Origin of the sequence: Streptomyces sp. NPDC053493 (assembly GCF_044544825.1) — a bacterium.
Classification (GTDB): Bacteria; Actinomycetota; Actinomycetes; order Streptomycetales; family Streptomycetaceae; genus Streptomyces.
In genome coordinates this window covers 90,253-105,894 of the sequence record NZ_JBITXS010000004.1, presented here as the reverse complement: position 1 = coordinate 105,894, position 15,642 = coordinate 90,253, and the positions used below count along the sequence as shown (strand labels likewise).

12 protein-coding genes are annotated in these 15,642 nt (G+C 74.1%); 9 read left to right on the top strand and 3 right to left on the bottom strand.

Annotated elements, in window-relative coordinates:
• Positions 1–169 precede the first annotated feature (169 nt).
• The gene (locus tag ACIGO8_RS13815; RefSeq protein WP_399728832.1) at positions 170–613 is read left to right on the top strand and encodes a hypothetical protein; all 444 of its coding nucleotides are present in this window, start codon (positions 170–172) and stop codon (positions 611–613) included.
• Between the two features lie 279 nt (positions 614–892).
• Complete coding sequence (locus tag ACIGO8_RS13810; protein ID WP_399728830.1) at positions 893–1,288, top strand: DUF3592 domain-containing protein; 396 nt, start codon at positions 893–895, stop codon at positions 1,286–1,288.
• 22 nt (positions 1,289–1,310) lie between these two features.
• On the opposite strand, the gene ACIGO8_RS13805 is transcribed toward ACIGO8_RS13810, so the two are convergent.
• On the bottom strand, positions 1,311–2,192 hold the full coding sequence (locus ACIGO8_RS13805; protein WP_399728828.1) for a bifunctional DNA primase/polymerase: 882 nt from the start codon (positions 2,190–2,192) through the stop codon (positions 1,311–1,313).
• Between the two features lie 208 nt (positions 2,193–2,400).
• Here ACIGO8_RS13805 and ACIGO8_RS13800 point away from each other — a divergent pair, with 208 nt between their 5' ends.
• The 7 genes from ACIGO8_RS13800 to ACIGO8_RS13770 all read left to right on the top strand — a co-directional run bounded on the left by ACIGO8_RS13800 (position 2,401) and on the right by ACIGO8_RS13770 (position 10,337).
• The gene (locus tag ACIGO8_RS13800; protein WP_399728825.1) at positions 2,401–3,642 is read left to right on the top strand and encodes an acyl-CoA dehydrogenase family protein; all 1,242 of its coding nucleotides are present in this window, start codon (positions 2,401–2,403) and stop codon (positions 3,640–3,642) included.
• Entirely contained in the window at positions 3,639–4,736 is a 1,098-nt protein-coding gene (locus tag ACIGO8_RS13795; RefSeq protein ID WP_399728822.1) for a bifunctional MaoC family dehydratase N-terminal/OB-fold nucleic acid binding domain-containing protein, read from the top strand. Before ACIGO8_RS13800 ends, ACIGO8_RS13795 begins: the two co-directional genes overlap by 4 nt.
• A 1-nt stretch (position 4,737) precedes the next feature.
• The gene (locus ACIGO8_RS13790; protein WP_399728819.1) at positions 4,738–5,850 is read left to right on the top strand and encodes an acyl-CoA dehydrogenase family protein; all 1,113 of its coding nucleotides are present in this window, start codon (positions 4,738–4,740) and stop codon (positions 5,848–5,850) included.
• Positions 5,847–6,356, top strand: a complete 510-nt coding sequence (locus ACIGO8_RS13785; protein ID WP_399728816.1) for a MaoC family dehydratase — start codon at positions 5,847–5,849, stop codon at positions 6,354–6,356. Before ACIGO8_RS13790 ends, ACIGO8_RS13785 begins: the two co-directional genes overlap by 4 nt.
• The gene (locus tag ACIGO8_RS13780; protein WP_399728813.1) at positions 6,353–7,519 is read left to right on the top strand and encodes a lipid-transfer protein; all 1,167 of its coding nucleotides are present in this window, start codon (positions 6,353–6,355) and stop codon (positions 7,517–7,519) included. The genes ACIGO8_RS13785 and ACIGO8_RS13780 overlap by 4 nt, the downstream gene beginning before the upstream one ends.
• A 256-nt stretch (positions 7,520–7,775) precedes the next feature.
• On the top strand, positions 7,776–8,366 hold the full coding sequence (locus ACIGO8_RS13775; RefSeq protein WP_399728810.1) for a SigE family RNA polymerase sigma factor: 591 nt from the start codon (positions 7,776–7,778) through the stop codon (positions 8,364–8,366).
• Positions 8,367–8,684: 318 nt separating this feature from the next.
• Complete coding sequence (locus ACIGO8_RS13770) at positions 8,685–10,337, top strand: long-chain fatty acid--CoA ligase (protein WP_399728808.1); 1,653 nt, start codon at positions 8,685–8,687, stop codon at positions 10,335–10,337.
• A gap of 68 nt (positions 10,338–10,405) precedes the next feature.
• Here ACIGO8_RS13770 and ACIGO8_RS13765 read toward each other — a convergent pair whose 3' ends face one another.
• Positions 10,406–14,806 (bottom strand): PAS domain-containing protein, encoded by a 4,401-nt coding sequence (locus tag ACIGO8_RS13765; protein WP_399728805.1) that lies wholly within the window; start codon positions 14,804–14,806, stop codon positions 10,406–10,408.
• A gap of 178 nt (positions 14,807–14,984) precedes the next feature.
• A complete protein-coding gene (locus ACIGO8_RS13760) occupies positions 14,985–15,410 on the bottom strand; it encodes an SSI family serine proteinase inhibitor (protein ID WP_399728802.1) in 426 nt (141 codons plus the stop codon).
• Positions 15,411–15,642: the final 232 nt, after the last annotated feature.

The following is a 15,642-nucleotide window of genomic DNA, read 5'->3' as shown; positions in this document are numbered from 1 at the left end:
ACGACACGCTCGTCGGCCACGGTGATACCGGTACCGACGCAGAGCGACCACACCGGCCTCTGCCACTTCGCGGCAGCAGCTGCTCCCCGCCCGCCCCCATAGGGGGTGATGTCAGTGGCCGCTGTTAGCGTCCGGCCGATCTGGAAGAGCTGTGGGGAGGGGCCGGCATATGGGCGCGTCAGGGTGGGACTACTCAGTGCCGTATCAGGAGGATCTCGGCGGCGCGTTCGATGCGCTGCGGCGGAGGGTCTTCGAGGAGCGGGAGTACTACTGGGTTTCGGGCGCTGACTGGAGGCCGGAGAATGAACGGCTGCCGTGGCCCGAGACTGAGGAGGAGCTGTGGGCTGACGAGATGGCCCAGGAAGCCGGGACGCACTCGATTCTCGACATCTTCCGGATCATCGGACCAGACGAGGAGCCGGATTACTCCACGATGAAGCAGGTGACCGAGGACGAGGCGCTGCGTGTCCTGGGCACGCGGAAGCTCACCCGGGCGCACGTGCCGAGGTTCGAGGAGTTCGACCACTGGCGTTGGTACGGGCGGTGCGCCGTGCTCCATGACGACCAGGGGGAGCCGCAGGAGATCTACTTCTGGGGCTTCTCCGGCGACTGAGCCGACCCGGTGGACCAGGCGTGGACCGCCAACGGCGGTGCTGGGCCCGGATGGCGGGGAACGGGCAGGTCAGGTGTGCCAGGGACGCTTCCCGTAGCGCTCTCTTGAAAACCGTCGTGGCGAGAGTCACCGTGGGTTCAAATCCCACACCCACCGCTTGCAGGTCAGAGAAGCAGCAGCTCAGAGGGCGGGCCCGGGATTCCGGGCCCGCCCTCTGATCCGTATCGGCACCCGGCTCAGCTCCTCGGCGGAGAGTGCCTCGCCTCTACGATGGCGCCTGTGGGGGACCTGATAGCGGTTTGGGTGGCCGTCATCGTCAGCGTCGCCGGTTGCGTGGCCGGAGTGGCGGTGATCTGGTCCGGCATCGGACTGAAGCGCCGAGGCATCCGCGTGGACGCCGAGGTCGTCGGGGTGCGGGAGCACGAAGACGGTGACGGCGACGTGCACTTCTACCCGATCCTTCGTTTCACGCTCCCGGGCGGTGAAGCGGTCCAGGGCGAGTCGTACGCCCGCATCAACGAGTACGGGGCGCCGGACACGATCAGCGTGGTGTACGACCCCCGTCATCCCGAGACATTCGACGAGAGCCCCGGGACCGGGATCGGAGGCGGCGTTCTCGCGCTGGCCTTCTGCGGCCCCTGGCTCGGAGGTGCCCTGTGGTGGCTCTTCCACTGACCCGCACTGCCGCCACACCCGGCTAGACCCGCGCGGTGATCGCGCACGCCGAGGCGAGGGTGGCGCGGATCTCGGGTTCCTCGAGGCCGGTGGTGAGGGCCGCGGTGGTGAGGGCGGTGAGGAGGTCGGCGGGCGCGCCGTTCTCGTAGGCGCGGCAGGCGGCCCAGAAGAGGCGGGTGTTGCGCTGGCCGCGCGGGGAGGCGAGGACGAAGTGGACCAGGCCCTCGCCGGAGAAGCCTTCGGGAGGGCGCCCACGGTCCGGCCGGTCCGGCGGTTCCGGTGGGTCGGGCGGGACGAGGAGGGCCAGCAGGCCGGGCGGGCAGGGCGCCGGTGGCAGGTCGGCGGTGGCCGGGGCGAGGCGGTAGGTGCCGCGCGGCGTGGTCGAGCCGGGGCCCACGAGATAGCCGCCCGCGCCGCGGACGTCGACGCCGGGCGCGAGCCGGCCCGCCGAGTTCGGGACCACGGTGCCGGGCGGGCCGGCCAGCCACAGGTGGCGGCCGCCGCCCGGGGTGAGGACCGTGACGGTGGGCGGGACCGTGAAGCCGTGCTCCCGCGCGAGCGCGTCGAGCGCGGCCACCCCGTCCGTACCGTCCTCCCGCACGTCGAGGTCCACGCCGATCAGGCGGTGCGGCGGTCGCCCGCAGGCGATGCCGTATCCGGTGGCCCATGGCGCGGCCGCGAAGAGGGCCCGTACGGCGGCCGGGTCGGTGGTGGCGTCGTGGACGCCGTGCCCGGGCCGGCCGCACTCGCCGCGGCAGGGCACCGCCCGGTGCTCGCCCCGGTGCGGTGAGCGCAGGGCCGGGAGCTTGGTGCGGGACAGCGGGATGACGGGAAGGCCGCGCTCCGCCGCCGTCAGGGCGTGCGCGAGGGCCAGGGCGGCGGTCTGCCGGGCAGAAGCGGCCATGCGCCCATTTTCGTACACGGGTTCGAATAAGGGAAGAGGGTGAACGGTCCGCGCGGCGGTACTTCGGCGCCGGCGCGCAGGCCGTCCTCGTTGCGGCCCGGTGGCCGTCGTCGCGTGCCGTGACCTTGACAGGGCGCTGGAATCTGACGGACAGTCAGAAACCTGAACTCCCCGGAAGGTAAGCCGTCCCGACGAGAGGGCCGCCGCCGTGCACCTCGCCCCGACCGAACGGCAGCTACGGCTGCGCGCCGAGCTCCGCGCGTACTTCCGCGCTCTCATGCCCGACGGGCCTCCGCCGCCCACCGACACCGCCGCCCAGCGCGCGCTGCTGCGCCGCATCGGCGGCGACGGCATGCTGGGGCTCGGCTGGCCCGAGGAGTACGGAGGCCAGGGCCGCGGCCCCGACGAGCAGTTCGTCTTCTTCGACGAGGCCTACCGGGCGGGCGCACCCGTCTCGATGGTCACGCTCAACACCGTCGGCCCGACCCTGATGAAGTACGGCACCGACGAGCAGAAGAGCTTCTTCCTGCCCCGCATCCTGCGCGGCGAGACCGTCTTCGCCATCGGCTACAGCGAGCCCGAGGCCGGCACCGACCTCGCCTCCCTCCGCACGAAGGCCGTACGCGACGAGGGCGGGACCGCGGGCGGGACCGGGACAGGAAGCGGGGGCGGAGGGGAGGCCGGGGGCCTGGGCGCCGCGGGCTCCTGGCTGATCGACGGGCAGAAGATCTTCACTTCCAACGCCCAGAACGCCGACTGGATCTGGCTCGCCTGCCGCACCGACCCCGACCCGGCGACGCCCCGCCACCGCGGCATCTCGATCATCCTCGTGCCCACCGACGCGCCCGGCTTCTCCTGGACGCCCATCGAGACCGTCGGCGGCCTGACCACCACGGCCACCTACTACGACTCCGTCCGCGTCCCGGCGGGCAACCTCGTCGGGCCCGAGAACGGCGGCTGGGGCCTCATCACCAACCAGCTCAACCACGAGCGGGTCGCGCTCGCCGCCATCGGCATGCAGGCCGAGGACTTCTACGCGTCGGCGCTCCGCTCCGCCCGTACACCCGATCCGGTGACGGGGAAGCGGCGGATTGACGAGCCGTGGGTGCGGATCCGGGCCGCCGAAGCGCATGCCCGGCTGGCGGCAACGCGCCTGCTCAACTGGCGTTTGGTGGGGGACGTGGGGGCCGGCCGGCTGACTCCCGGCGACGCGAGCGGAGTGAAGTTCGCGGGAACCGAATCGGCGGTCGAGGTGTACCGAATGTGTCAGGAGATCGCGGGTGGGGCCGGACTGGTCCGAGCGGGGTCGCCGGGAGCGTTCGACGGCGGCGAGCTCGAGCGGATGAACCGGGCCGCCCAGATCAACACCTTCGGGGGAGGGGTGAGCGAGGTGCAGCGCGAGATCGTCGCGACGATGCGGCTCGGCATGAAGGGGAGGGGACGTCGATGAACCGGTCGAGCCGGTCGACGAGCCCGGAGACGGGACACGAGCCGACGGGACTGGAGCAGACGGGTCGCGAGGCGGTGACGGGGCGCGATGCGGTGACGGGCCGGGAGGAGGTGACCGGGCGCGAGGGGGCGACCGGGCGGGAGGAGCGCGACCCGCTGTTCGAGCGGCTGAGGGCGTACGAGGGCCGGCCGACGTCCAACGCCGCCGTCGGCAAGGACCCGGTCAACGAGCCCATGATCCGCCACTGGTGCGAGGCGATGGGCGACACCAACCCGGCCTACAGCGGGCCGGACGCCGTCGCGCCGCCGACCATGCTCCAGGCGTGGACGATGGGCGGCCTGTCCGGTCATCCGGACCGCTCCGGGGCGTACGAGGAGCTGTCCGCCCTTCTCGACGAGGCCGGCTTCACGTCGATCGTCGCCACCGACTGCGAGCAGGAGTATCTGCGGCCGCTGCGGCCGGGCGACACGATCACGTTCGACGCCGTCATCGAGTCCGTCTCGCCGCGCAAGACCACCAAGCTCGGCACCGGGCACTTCATCACCACCCGCATGGACGTGCGGGCCGGCGGCGAGCTGGCCGGCACCCACCGCTTCCGTGTCCTCAAGTACGCGCCCGCCGCCCGCCCGCCGAAACCCGGCTCGCTTCCGAAGCCCGGCCAGCTTCCGGAAGCGGGCGCGAAGCCGAAGCGGCCCCGGCCCGTGATCAACCGGGACAACGCCGGCTTCTGGGCGGGCGTGGCCGAGCACCGGCTGCTGATCCAGCGGTGCGCGGACTGCGCGACCCTGCGTTTCCCGTGGCTGCCCGGGTGCAACGCGTGCGGCTCGCGCGCCTGGGACACGGTCGATGCGGGCGGCGAGGGCACCGTCTATTCGTACGTGGTGATGCACCACCCGCCCTTCCCCGCCTTCGACCCGCCGTACGCGGTCGCGCTGGTCGAGCTGGCCGAGGGCGTGCGGATGATCAGCAACGTCGTCGGGGTGCCCTACGACAAGGTGCGGATCGGGATGCCGGTCCGGCTGGAGTTCCTCCAGGTGGACGACGAGCTCGAACTGCCCGTGTTCCGCTCCCTGACGGCCGGCGGGGAGGCCTGACATGGACTTCACACCCACGGAGGAGCAGCAGGCGGCCCGCGAGCTGGCCGCGCGGATCTTCGGCGACCTCTCCACGCACGAGCGGCTGGCCGCCGCCGGGACCGGCACGGACGCCGAGCTGTGGAAGGCCCTGTGCGCGGCGGGCCTGCCGGAGGCCGTCGAGGAGACCGGCCTGCTCGGACTGGTCCTGCTCGCCGAGGAGCAGGGCCGCACGACGGCGCAGGTGCCGTTCACGGCGAGCCTGGTCTACGGCCTGCTCGCGGTCGCCCGGCACGGTACGGAGGAGCAGCGGGCCCGGCTGCTGCCGGGGCTCCGGGACGGGACGACGGTCGTCACCGGTGCCTTTCCGGCCGGTCAGGGGCACGCAGCGGTACGGGCGGACGGCGGCGGCCGGCTCACCGGCACCGTCCCGTGGGTGCCCTGGCTGCGGGACGCCACCCATGTCCTCGTGCCGGACGAGGCGCGGGCCCTGTGGCTGGTCCGGACGGCGGACGCCGGGCCGGTCGAGGCGGTCGAGCTCACGGCGCCCTGGTCGGCCGGGCGGCTGGTGCTCGCCGGCGCCCCGGCCGAGCGGCTGGGCCGTGCCACCGGGCCGGAAGCGGAAGCGGAAAGGGGCGCGGGCGGGGCCGAGGGCGCGGGCGCGGACTCGGGGCCGTACGAGGACGTGCTCGCCGCGGCGCGGATCGCCTTCGCGGGGCTCCAGGCGGGCGTCTGCGCCGGGTCGCTGGCCCGGGCGGTCGCGTACACCTCGGTGCGGGAGCAGTTCGGTCGGCCGCTCTCCTCGCACCAGGCCGTTCAACTCCGCGCCGCCGACGCCCATATGGACACGGAATCCATCCGGGTCACCGCCTACGAGGCGGCCTGGCGTCACGACCGGGCGCTGCCCGCGGCCGAGCACGCCCTGACGGCCGCCTGGTGGGCCTCCGAGGCCGGCAAGCGGGTCGTGCACGCGGGCCAGCACCTGCACGGCGGCATGGGCGCCGACCTGGACCATCCCGTGCACCGTCACTTCCTCTGGGGACGGCAGCTCGACGCGTATCTCGGCTGCGGAACCGAACTCCTCGCCGAACTGGGCAACTTGCTCGCCGAGCCCTCGAAGGGAGACCTCGCATGACGACCGAGAAGCCGACGAGTTCGACGAGTTCGACGAGTTCGACGAGCTCGACGAAGTCGACGACGCCTTCGACCCTCGCGCCCGCGCCGCCCGCGCCGCCCGCGACTCCCGCAAGGCCGGGAGACGTGCTCACGCCGCTGGCCGTGCCGATCACCCGCACCCTGATCGTCGCCGGGGCCGTCGCCTCGCGCGACTACCAGGACGTGCACCACGACGCCGAGCTGGCCAGGGAGAAGGGATCGCCGGACATCTTCATGAACATCCTCACCACCAATGGCCTGGTCGGGCGGTACATCACCGACCACTACGGCCCTGGCGCCGTGCTCCGCAAGGTCGCCATCCGGCTCGGGGCGCCCAACTACCCGGGAGACACGATGACGCTGACCGGCACGGTCACGGACGTCGACGGCCCGCTCGTCCAGGTGCGGGTCGTGGGCGCCAACGGACTGGGGCATCACGTCACGGGCACGGTCACCGTCGAGCTGCCGGGAGAGGAGGCCCGATGAGCGTCCACAGCCGGGACTCGCTCGGCGGGCGGGCCGCCGTCGCCGGGATCGGCGCCACCGAGTTCTCCAAGAACTCGGGCCGCAGCGAGCTCACCCTCGCCGTGGAGGCCGTGCACGCGGCGCTCGAGGACGCCGGGCTCGTGCCCGCCGACGTCGACGGCCTGGTCACCTTCTCCATGGACACCAGCCCCGAGATCACCGTCGCCCAGGCGGCCGGCATCGGCGAGCTGTCCTTCTTCTCCCGGGTCCACTACGGCGGCGGCGCCGCCTGCGCCACCGTCCAGCAGGCCGCCCTCGCCGTCGCGGCCGGAGTCGCCGAGGTCGTCGTCTGCTACCGGGCGTTCAACGAGCGGTCGGGCCGCCGCTTCGGCTCCGGCGTGCAGCACCGCGAGCCGTCGGCGGAGGGCGCGGCGCTCGGCTGGCAGCTGCCGTTCGGGCTGCTCACACCGGCGTCCTGGGTCGCGATGACCGCCCAGCGCTATCTGCACACCTACGGGCTGACGCCGGACGCCTTCGGTCATGTCGCCGTCACCGACCGGCGCCATGCGGCCACCAACCCGGCCGCCTACTTCTACGGCAAGCCGATCACCCTGGCCGACCACGCGGCCTCCCGCTGGATCGCGGAGCCGCTGCGGCTGCTCGACTGCTGCCAGGAGACCGACGGCGGGCAGGCGATCGTCGTCACCTCCGCCGAGCGCGCCCGCGATCTGCGCCGTCCGCCCGCGGTGATCCTGGCCGCCGCCCAGGGCGCGGGACGCAACCAGGAGGCGATGACCAGCTTCTACCGGGACGCGCTGACCGGGCTGCCGGAGATGGGCGTGGTGGCCCGCCAGCTCTGGCGGACGTCCGGGCTCGCGCCCGGCGACATCGACGTCGGCATCCTCTACGACCACTTCACTCCCTTCGTGCTGATGCAGCTGGAGGAGTTCGGCTTCTGCAAGCCGGGCGAGGCGGCCGACTTCGTCGCGGCGGACGCGCTGCCGCTGAACACCCACGGCGGTCAGCTGGGCGAGGCGTATCTGCACGGGATGAACGGGATCGCGGAGGCGGTCAGGCAACTGCGCGGCACGTCTGTGAACCAGATACCGGGCGCGGCCAGGGCACTGGTCACGGCCGGCACCGGCGTACCGACGTCGGGGCTGATCCTGGGCACGGACGGCTGACGGGAATCCGCCGGCGGTGGCCCGCGCCCGCGTTCCTCGCATCCGTCGGGTTCCTCGCGTCCGTCGCGTCCGTCGCGTCCCTCGGGTCCCTGGCGTCCCGCAGGGCCGCCGTCCGCGGGTCGCGACCCTGATGCGCGAACCCTTCGGCTCCACCTTCAGGAGGTGCAGGTGTCCCCACCCCTACAACCTGAGAGGGACGACGGTTCGGGACCTGGGGCCGATCCCCGGCACCGGTGCCCGCTCATAGCGTGGAGCCATGACCCCGCCACCCTCTGGCCCCGTCTGCGCCGGCGCCTCCAAGGCCGCCACCGGCCCGGCACGGCACGCGTCCGCGCACTACGCGCCGCACGCCGCGTACCCGTCGTTCACCTCGTACGTACGGGCCCGTGGCCCCGTCCTCCTGCGCACCGCGCGCTCGCTGACCGCGAACCCGTCGGACGCCGAGGACCTGCTCCAGACCGCGCTCGCCAAGACCTTCATGGCCTGGGAGCGCATCGAGGACCACCGCGCGCTGGACGGTTACGTCCGGCGGGCGCTGCTGAACACCCGTACGTCGCAGTGGCGCAAGCGCAAGGTCGACGAGTTCGCCTGCGAGGAGCTGCCGGAGCCGGCCGGGCTGCCCGAGCCGGACCCGGCCGAGCGGCAGGTGCTGCACGACGCCATGTGGCGCGCGGTGATGAAGCTTCCGGACCGGCAGCGGGCGATGGTCGTCCTCAGGTATTACGAGGACCTGAGCGAGGCGCAGACCGCCGAGGTGCTCGGCGTGTCCGTCGGCACGGTCAAGAGCGCCGTGTCCCGGGCCCTGGGCAAGCTCCGCGAGGACCCGGAGCTGTCACCCGTGCGCTGACCTCTGCGGACACGTCCGGCGCAGACGTCCGCCGAGCCGCGGACGCCTTCGCGGAGACCTCTGCGGAGACCTCTGCCGAGACCTCTGTGGAGACCTCCACGGAGAGCTTCGCCGTGAGCGGTGCGGTCAGGCGACGGCGGGCGACGGCGGGCGACGGCGGATTCAGGCCGTCCGCGACCGTTTCCCCAGGGTTACCATCAGTTACGCCAGTAAACACTGGCAATTTCAGTACTCTCGGGTAGTGACATACCGCGTGGTACGCGCGCAGAATCGCAGCACCCCTTACTACTGCCGCGTAGCGCCCACCGGGAGGACGCCGTGCTGAGCACCATGCAGGACGTACCGCTGACCGTCACCCGCATCCTCGAGCACGGGACGAGGATCCACGGGAAGTCCACCATCACCACCTGGACGGGTGAGGCCGAGCCGCAGCGCCGCACCTTCGCGGAGACGGGCGCCCGAGCCGGCCGGCTGGCCAACGCGCTGCGTGACGAACTCGGGGTGACGCGGGACGAGCGGGTCGCCACCCTCATGTGGAACAACGCCGAGCACGTCGAGGCGTACTTCGCGATCCCCGCCATGGGCGCGGTCATCCACACCCTCAACCTCCGCCTGCCCGCCGAGCAGCTGGCCTTCATCGTCAACCACGCCGCCGACCGCGTGGTCATCGTCAACGGCTCGCTGCTGCCGCTCCTCGCCCCGCTCCTCCCGCACCTGCCGACGGTCGAGCACGTCGTCGTGTCGGGCCCCGGCGACCGTTCGGTCCTGGACAGCGTGGCGCCGCGCGTGCACGACTACGAGGAGCTGATCGCCGGCCGCCCCGACACGTACGACTGGCCGGAGCTCGACGAGCGCAGCGCCGCCGCCATGTGCTACACCTCCGGCACCACCGGCGACCCCAAGGGCGTCGTCTACTCCCACCGCTCCATCTACCTGCACTCCATGCAGGTCAACATGACCGAGTCGATGGGTCTCACCGACAAGGACACGACCCTGGTCGTGGTCCCGCAGTTCCACGTGCTGGCCTGGGGCCTGCCGCACGCCACCTTCATGACCGGCATCAACATGCTGATGCCGGACCGTTTCCTCCAGCCGGCCCCGCTCGCCGAGATGATCGAGCGCGAGAAGCCGACCCACGCCGCCGCCGTGCCCACCATCTGGCAGGGCCTGCTCGCCGAGGTCACCGCCCGGCCCCGCGACCTCACCTCCATGGCCCAGGTCACCATCGGCGGCGCCGCCTGCCCGCCCTCCCTCATGGAGGCGTACGACAAGCTGGGCGTCCGCCTCTGTCACGCCTGGGGCATGACCGAGACCTCTCCGCTCGGCACCATGGCCCACCCGCCGGCCGGCCTGACGCCCGAGGAGGAGTGGCCCTACCGCGTCACGCAGGGCCGCTTCCCGGCCGGCGTCGAGGCCCGCCTGGTCGGCCCCGGCGGCGAGATCCTGCCCTGGGACGGCGAGTCGGCGGGCGAGCTGGAGGTCCGCGGCAACTGGATCGCGGGCGCGTACTACGGCGGCGCCGCGGGCGAGGCCTTCCGCCCGGACGACAAGTTCAGCGCCGACGGCTGGCTCAAGACCGGCGACGTCGGCGTCATCAGCGCCGACGGCTTCCTCACCCTCACCGACCGCGCCAAGGACGTCATCAAGTCCGGCGGCGAGTGGATCTCCTCCGTCGACCTGGAGAACGCCCTGATGGGCCACCCGGCCGTCGCCGAGGCCGCCGTCGTCGCCGTCCCCGACGAGAAGTGGGGCGAGCGCCCGCTCGCGACCGTCGTCCTCAAGGAGGGCGCGAGCGCGGACTACGAGGAGCTGCGGGCCTTCCTCGCCGCCGAGGGCGGGATCGCCAAGTGGCAGCTCCCGGAGCGCTGGGCGATCGTGCCGGCCGTCCCGAAGACGAGCGTCGGGAAGTTCGACAAGAAGGTGATCCGCAAGCAGTACGCGGACGGCGACCTGGACGTGACGCTGCTGTAGGCGCGCTGGAGCGGCGTCCGTGGCCGCGCAGGTGGTACGGGGAGGGCGGGCGCCCTCCCCGTGCGGTGCTAGTTCGTGCCGATCTTCGCGAGCAGGTCGACGATCCGGGCCTGCACCTCGGTGCTGGTCGACCGCTCGGCGAGGAAGAGCACCGTCTCGCCCGAGGCCAGCGTGGGCAGTTCGGCCTCGTCCAGGCCGGCGGAGGTGTAGACGACGAGCGGTGTACGGTTCAACTGGCCGTTGGCACGCAGCCAGTCGATGATCCCGGCCCGGCGGCGGCGCACCTGCATCAGGTCCATCACCACGAGGTTCGGCCGCGTCTGCGTGGCCAGCGTGACCGCCTCGGTGTCGGTCGCCGCGCGCGCCACCTGCATGCCGCGCCGCTCCAGCGTCGCCGCCAGCGCCTGCGCGATGTCCTCGTTCTCCTCGATCAGCAGCACCCGGGACGGATGCTGCTCGCTGTCGCGCGGCGCGAGCGCCTTCAGCAGGACGGCCGGATCGGCGCCGTACGCCGCCTCCCGCGTCGCCTGCCCGAGCCCGGCCGCCAGCAGCACCGGCACCTCGGCGGCCACGGCCGCCTGGCGCAGCGACTGCAGGGCCGTGCGGGTGATGGGACCGGTCAGCGGGTCGACGAAGAGCGCGGCCGGGAAGGCGGCGATCTGCGCGTCGACCTCCTCACGGGAGTGCACGATCACCGGCCGGTAGCCGCGGTCGCTCAGCGCCTGCTGCGTCGCCACGTCCGGCGCGGGCCACACGAGCAGCCGGCGCGGGTTGTCCAGCGGCTCGGGCGGCAGCTCGTCGTCGACGGGCTGCGGCAGCGGCTGGTTCGACACCTCCACGGCGCCGCCGGGGCCGTCCAGCGGCTCCGGCCCCTCCGCCGAACCCTCGGCGGGCGCTCCTATGGCATAGGCACGGCCCTCGGGCGCGGGAGCGGGCGCCGGCGCGGCAGCGGGTGCGGGCGGGGGCGTGGGTACGGGCGTCTCCGCCGCCGGGTGCGGGCGGCTCTCCTCGGCCGGGATGCCGAGCTTGCGGCGCCGGCCGGAGGACGCGGGTGCGGGTGCGGGTGCGGGTGCCGGCGCGGCGGCGGCCTGGACGAAGGGCACGCCCTGCCCGAGCGTCCGCACGCTGAACGCGCGCGCCTGTCCGGACTCCTTCGGAGCGGGCATCTCGGGAGGCAGCGGCACGGAACCCGTACCGGTCCCGCTCGTCGTGGCGGGCATGGGTGCGGGCGCGGGCTTGGGCAGCGGGTGCGGCTGCGGCGGCGTGTGATCGTCCTCCGGCAGCGCCCGTACGGCCTCGTGCCGCTCCTCGCCGTCCTCCGCCCGGTCCGGCTCGACCGGGCCCAGCGCGAACGGCGTCCGCGGCCCCGCCTCCTGCGCGGCGGCCCGCTCCTGCGCGGCCGCGAGCGCACGCCGACGGCGTCCGGTGGGCTGCGCGGGCGGCTCCTCCGACGCGACGGCGGGCAGCGCCAGCGCGGGCGACAGCGCCGCCGGGGCGGCGGTCTGCGCCTCGGCGGGCACGCCCTGCGGCGGCACCGTGTCACCCAGCGCCGGCCGGCTCTGCGCGCTCTCGGCGGCGGTCACGACGGCGCCCTCGGCGGGCCGGCCACGACGCCGGCCGGTGCCGGTGGCGGCGCCCTCGCTCTGCGCGGGAATCAGCTCGGCGGGCGAGGCCGGAGCAGGTGCCGGGGCCGGTGTGCCGGCGGGAGGCGTGTCGCCCGTACGGCCCCGTCGACGGCCGGTCGGCGGCGGTACGGCCCCGTCGGCGCCGTCCTGGCCGCCCTCGGGCGCCAGCGGGCTCGCCAGGAACGCGTCGGTGGACGACCGTCGCGCCCGCCGCCGCCCACCGCCGTGGGTCGCGTCGGCGCCCGCCGCCTGCGCGGGCAGCGCGACTCCGCCGGTGCCCTGCGCGGCGTGCCCGTCCGCGTCCGCGGTCGCCGAACCGGCCGCCCGGCCACCCTGCCCGGGCACGCCGGCCTGCTCCGGCCGGTCCTGCCCGCTCGGCTGGTTCATCTGGCCCGGTACGGCGTGCCCGCCGGCCTGCGCCTGTCCGGTCGGACCGGTCGACGGGCCCGCCTGGCCGTGCGCCGTCGCCGGGACCGGCCCCAGAGGCCCGCCCGGCTGGTTCGTCTGGCCTGGTACGGCGTGCCCTCCGGCCTGCGGGCCCGGCTGGCCCTGCCCACTCGCCGGAACCGGGCCAAGGGCCCCGCCCGGCTGCTCCATCCGGCCCGGCACGGGATACCCGCCGGGCTGCGCCTGTCCGGTCGGACCGGACGTCGGGCCCGCCTGGCCGTGCGCCGTCGCCGGGATCGGCCCCAGAGGCCCGCCCGGCTGGTTCGTCTGCCCCGGTACGGCGTGCCCGCCGGCCTGCACCTGTCCGGCCGACCCGCTCGACCCGTTCGACCCGTTCGACCCGGCCTGCGGGCCCGACTGGCCCTGCCCGCTCGCCGGGATCGGCCCAAGGGCTCCGCCCGACCGGTCCGTCTGCCCCGGCACGGCATGGCCACCAGCCGGCACCACACCGGCCTGTCCCATGCCCTGCCCGGCCTGGCCGGGGCCGAGCTGCAAAGGCGCCGGGCCCGACTGCGCCGCCGGGGCCTGGGCGGCGGGCAGGCCGCCGGGCTGGACCGGGCCGAGTTCTCCGTCGGCCGGTACGGCGGTGCTCTCCCGCCGGCCCGCGGTCGGGCCGGCCGGCAGGGCGTGGACGCCGGGCGCGGGGGCCGCCTGGGCGCGGTCCGGGCCGCCGAGGCGCCCGTCGTGCCCGCCATGTCCTTGCCCGGCCGTGGCCGGAGGCGCCGGCGGCGGGGTGACCGTGCCGCGCCCGGTGCCGAGCGGCAGTTCGACGACGTAGGCGCCGCCCGTCGTGCCCGGCACCTCGTGGGTCTGCACGACGCCGCCGTGCGCGGCGACGATGCCGCGCACGATCGGCTGGTGGACCGGGTCGCCGCCCGCGTACGGGCCGCGGACCTCGATCCGTACGACGTCACCGCGCTGCGCGGCCGCGACGACGATCGTCGAGTCGGCCGGCCCGCCGCCCTGCGTCGCCGCCGCCACGCTCTTGCCGGTCGCGTCGACACCGGCGACGTCGGCGACGAGGTGCGCGAGCGCGGTCGTGAGGCGCTCCGCGTCCACCTCGGCCTCGATCGGCGGCGCGTGGACGGCGAACTGCGCCCGGCCCGGCCCGATCAGTTCCACCGAGGAGTCGATGCCCGCCGTCACGATCCCGTCGAGCAGCACCGTCCGCTTCTCCAGCGACTCGGCGCCCTCGTCGAGCCGCTGGTAGCCGAGGACGTTGTCGACGAGCGTGGTCATCCGGGCGTACCCGGCGGCGAGGTGGTGGAGGAGCTGGTTGGCCTCGGGCCACAGCTGCCCGGCGTCGTCGGCGGCGAGCGTGCCGAGTTCGGTGCGCAGCTCCTCCAGGGGCCCGCGCAGCGACTCGCCGAGGACGGCCGTGAGCTGCGCGTGCCGGGAGGCGAGAGCGGCGTTGCGCTCCTTCTGCTCGGCGAGCTCCGTCTCGTACCGCTCGGTCCGCTCGGCGAGTTCCGTCTCGTGGAGTTCGGTCCGCCGGGCGAGCTCGTTCTCGTAGCGCTCGGCCCGCTGCTCCAGCTCGGCCGCGTGCCGCTCGGTGAGGTCGGCGAGCTCGGCGGCGTGCCGCTCGGCCAGTTCCTCGTACGGCCTGCGGTCGGTGAAGGTCATGACGGCGCCGACGAGCTGGTCGCCGTCCCGTACCGGCGCGGTGGTGAGGTCGACCGGCACCCGCCGGCCGTTCTTCGCCCACAGCACCTGCCCGCGGACGCGGTGCTTGCGGCCGGACTTGAGGGTGTCGGCGAGCGGCGACTCCTCGTACGGGAAGGGCTCGCCGTCGGCGCGCTTGGGCAGGATCAGCGGGTGCAGTTCGGCGCCGCCGAGCTCGCCGGCGCGGTAGCCGAGGATCTGCGCGAAGGCGGGGTTGACGAGGACGACCCGGCCGTCGGTGTCGGTGCCGACGACGCCCTCGGACGCCGCGCGCAGGATCATCTCGGTCTGGCGCTGGGAGCGGGCGAGTTCGGCCTCGGTGTCGAGGGTGCCGGTGAGGTCGCGGACGACGAGCATGAGCAGTTCGTCGCCGGTGTAGCCGCTGTACGAGTCGTAGGCCTCGCGCCCGTCCTCGAGGCTGGCGCTGGTCACCTCGACCGGGAACTCGCTGCCGTCGGTACGGCGGGCCATCATCCGGGTCGGCCGGGTGCGGCCGCGGTCGTCGGCGCCCTCGGGGCGGCGCATCGAACCGGGGATCAGGCGCGAGTCGAAGTCCGGGAGGAGGTCGAGCAGGCCGCGGCCGACGAGCGCGGTGCCGGGCGTCTCGAACATGCCGAGGGCGATGGTGTTGGCGTTGACGACGGTGCCGTTGCAGTTGACGAGCACGAGTCCGTCGGGAAGCGCGTCGAGTATGGCTGCGAGGCGAGCAGCGCCTCGGGATGGCCTGCTGCTCACGAGACGCTTCCTCCCTGAACCCACTGCAGTTGCCTGCAGCCCTTGCCTGGTGCCTCTGGTGCCGCTGGTGCCTAGTGGCCGGCGGGATCCATCTTGCCCCTCGGGCCGCGGCCTGTCACGGAGGGAGTCTAAGGGAGGCCGGGGCTCCGCCTCTGGACATGGGGTGGGGGTTCTGTGATCAGCCCTTGACGTGCGGGAGGACGGGACGGAGGTTCTCCCAGCGGTCGATCTCGCAGCCGTCGGCGCGGGAGAAGCGGGCGTCGACGGCGCGTCCCTGCCAGGTGCCGGTGATGTGCGCGGTGGCCGGGCCGCCGTACTGCTGGGTGCACATCTGGTCCGCGGGCACCGGTGCGAAGGGGTCCGGGCCGCCCGGCCGGGCGAGCTGGTCGAGGCGCGTGCAGGCCTTTCCGGCGGCGGGGTGGGTGCCGCCGGGCGTGCTGCCGCACTCCAGCTTGAAGGTGCCGTCGGCCTCCTTGTGGCCGCTCTTCTCGATGGTCACCGTGAGCGAGTCGGGCGAGGGCGCGGAGAGCAGCGGCAGCGGGGGCAGCGGCCCGACCCCGAGGGCGGTGCCGGCGAGAGCGGTGAGGAGGAGGGGACGCAGCATGGGGACTCCGGTCGGGGTGCGGTGAGGCACGGTGCGGTGCCTGGACGTCGGGGCGGGCGGAGCGGTCGGGCGCTCCTCCCTCCCTAACGCTCCGGGCCGGGCTGCGTTGCGCAACCGGTGTGCCCCGGGCAGGGCACGCGGACCGGGCCGGGGCTTTGCCCTGGGCCCCCGGGGCCTAGTACGGTGAAAGCGATTGGTGACACCCGGCTCGTCTGTGTCATCATCTGCACGC

What these genes read in the sequence shown, in the direction of transcription:
- ACIGO8_RS13815 (WP_399728832.1), top strand. Translation starts at nt 170, where the DNA reads ATGGGCGCGTCAGGGTGGGACTACTCAGTGCCGTATCAGGAGGATCTC.
- ACIGO8_RS13805 (WP_399728828.1), bottom strand. Translation starts at nt 2,192, where the DNA reads ATGGCCGCTTCTGCCCGGCAGACCGCCGCCCTGGCCCTCGCGCACGCC.
- ACIGO8_RS13795 (WP_399728822.1), top strand. Translation starts at nt 3,639, where the DNA reads ATGAACCGGTCGAGCCGGTCGACGAGCCCGGAGACGGGACACGAGCCG.
- ACIGO8_RS13790 (WP_399728819.1), top strand. Translation starts at nt 4,738, where the DNA reads ATGGACTTCACACCCACGGAGGAGCAGCAGGCGGCCCGCGAGCTGGCC.
- ACIGO8_RS13785 (WP_399728816.1), top strand. Translation starts at nt 5,847, where the DNA reads ATGACGACCGAGAAGCCGACGAGTTCGACGAGTTCGACGAGTTCGACG.
- ACIGO8_RS13780 (WP_399728813.1), top strand. Translation starts at nt 6,353, where the DNA reads ATGAGCGTCCACAGCCGGGACTCGCTCGGCGGGCGGGCCGCCGTCGCC.
- ACIGO8_RS13775 (WP_399728810.1), top strand. Translation starts at nt 7,776, where the DNA reads ATGACCCCGCCACCCTCTGGCCCCGTCTGCGCCGGCGCCTCCAAGGCC.
- ACIGO8_RS13760 (WP_399728802.1), bottom strand. Translation starts at nt 15,410, where the DNA reads ATGCTGCGTCCCCTCCTCCTCACCGCTCTCGCCGGCACCGCCCTCGGG.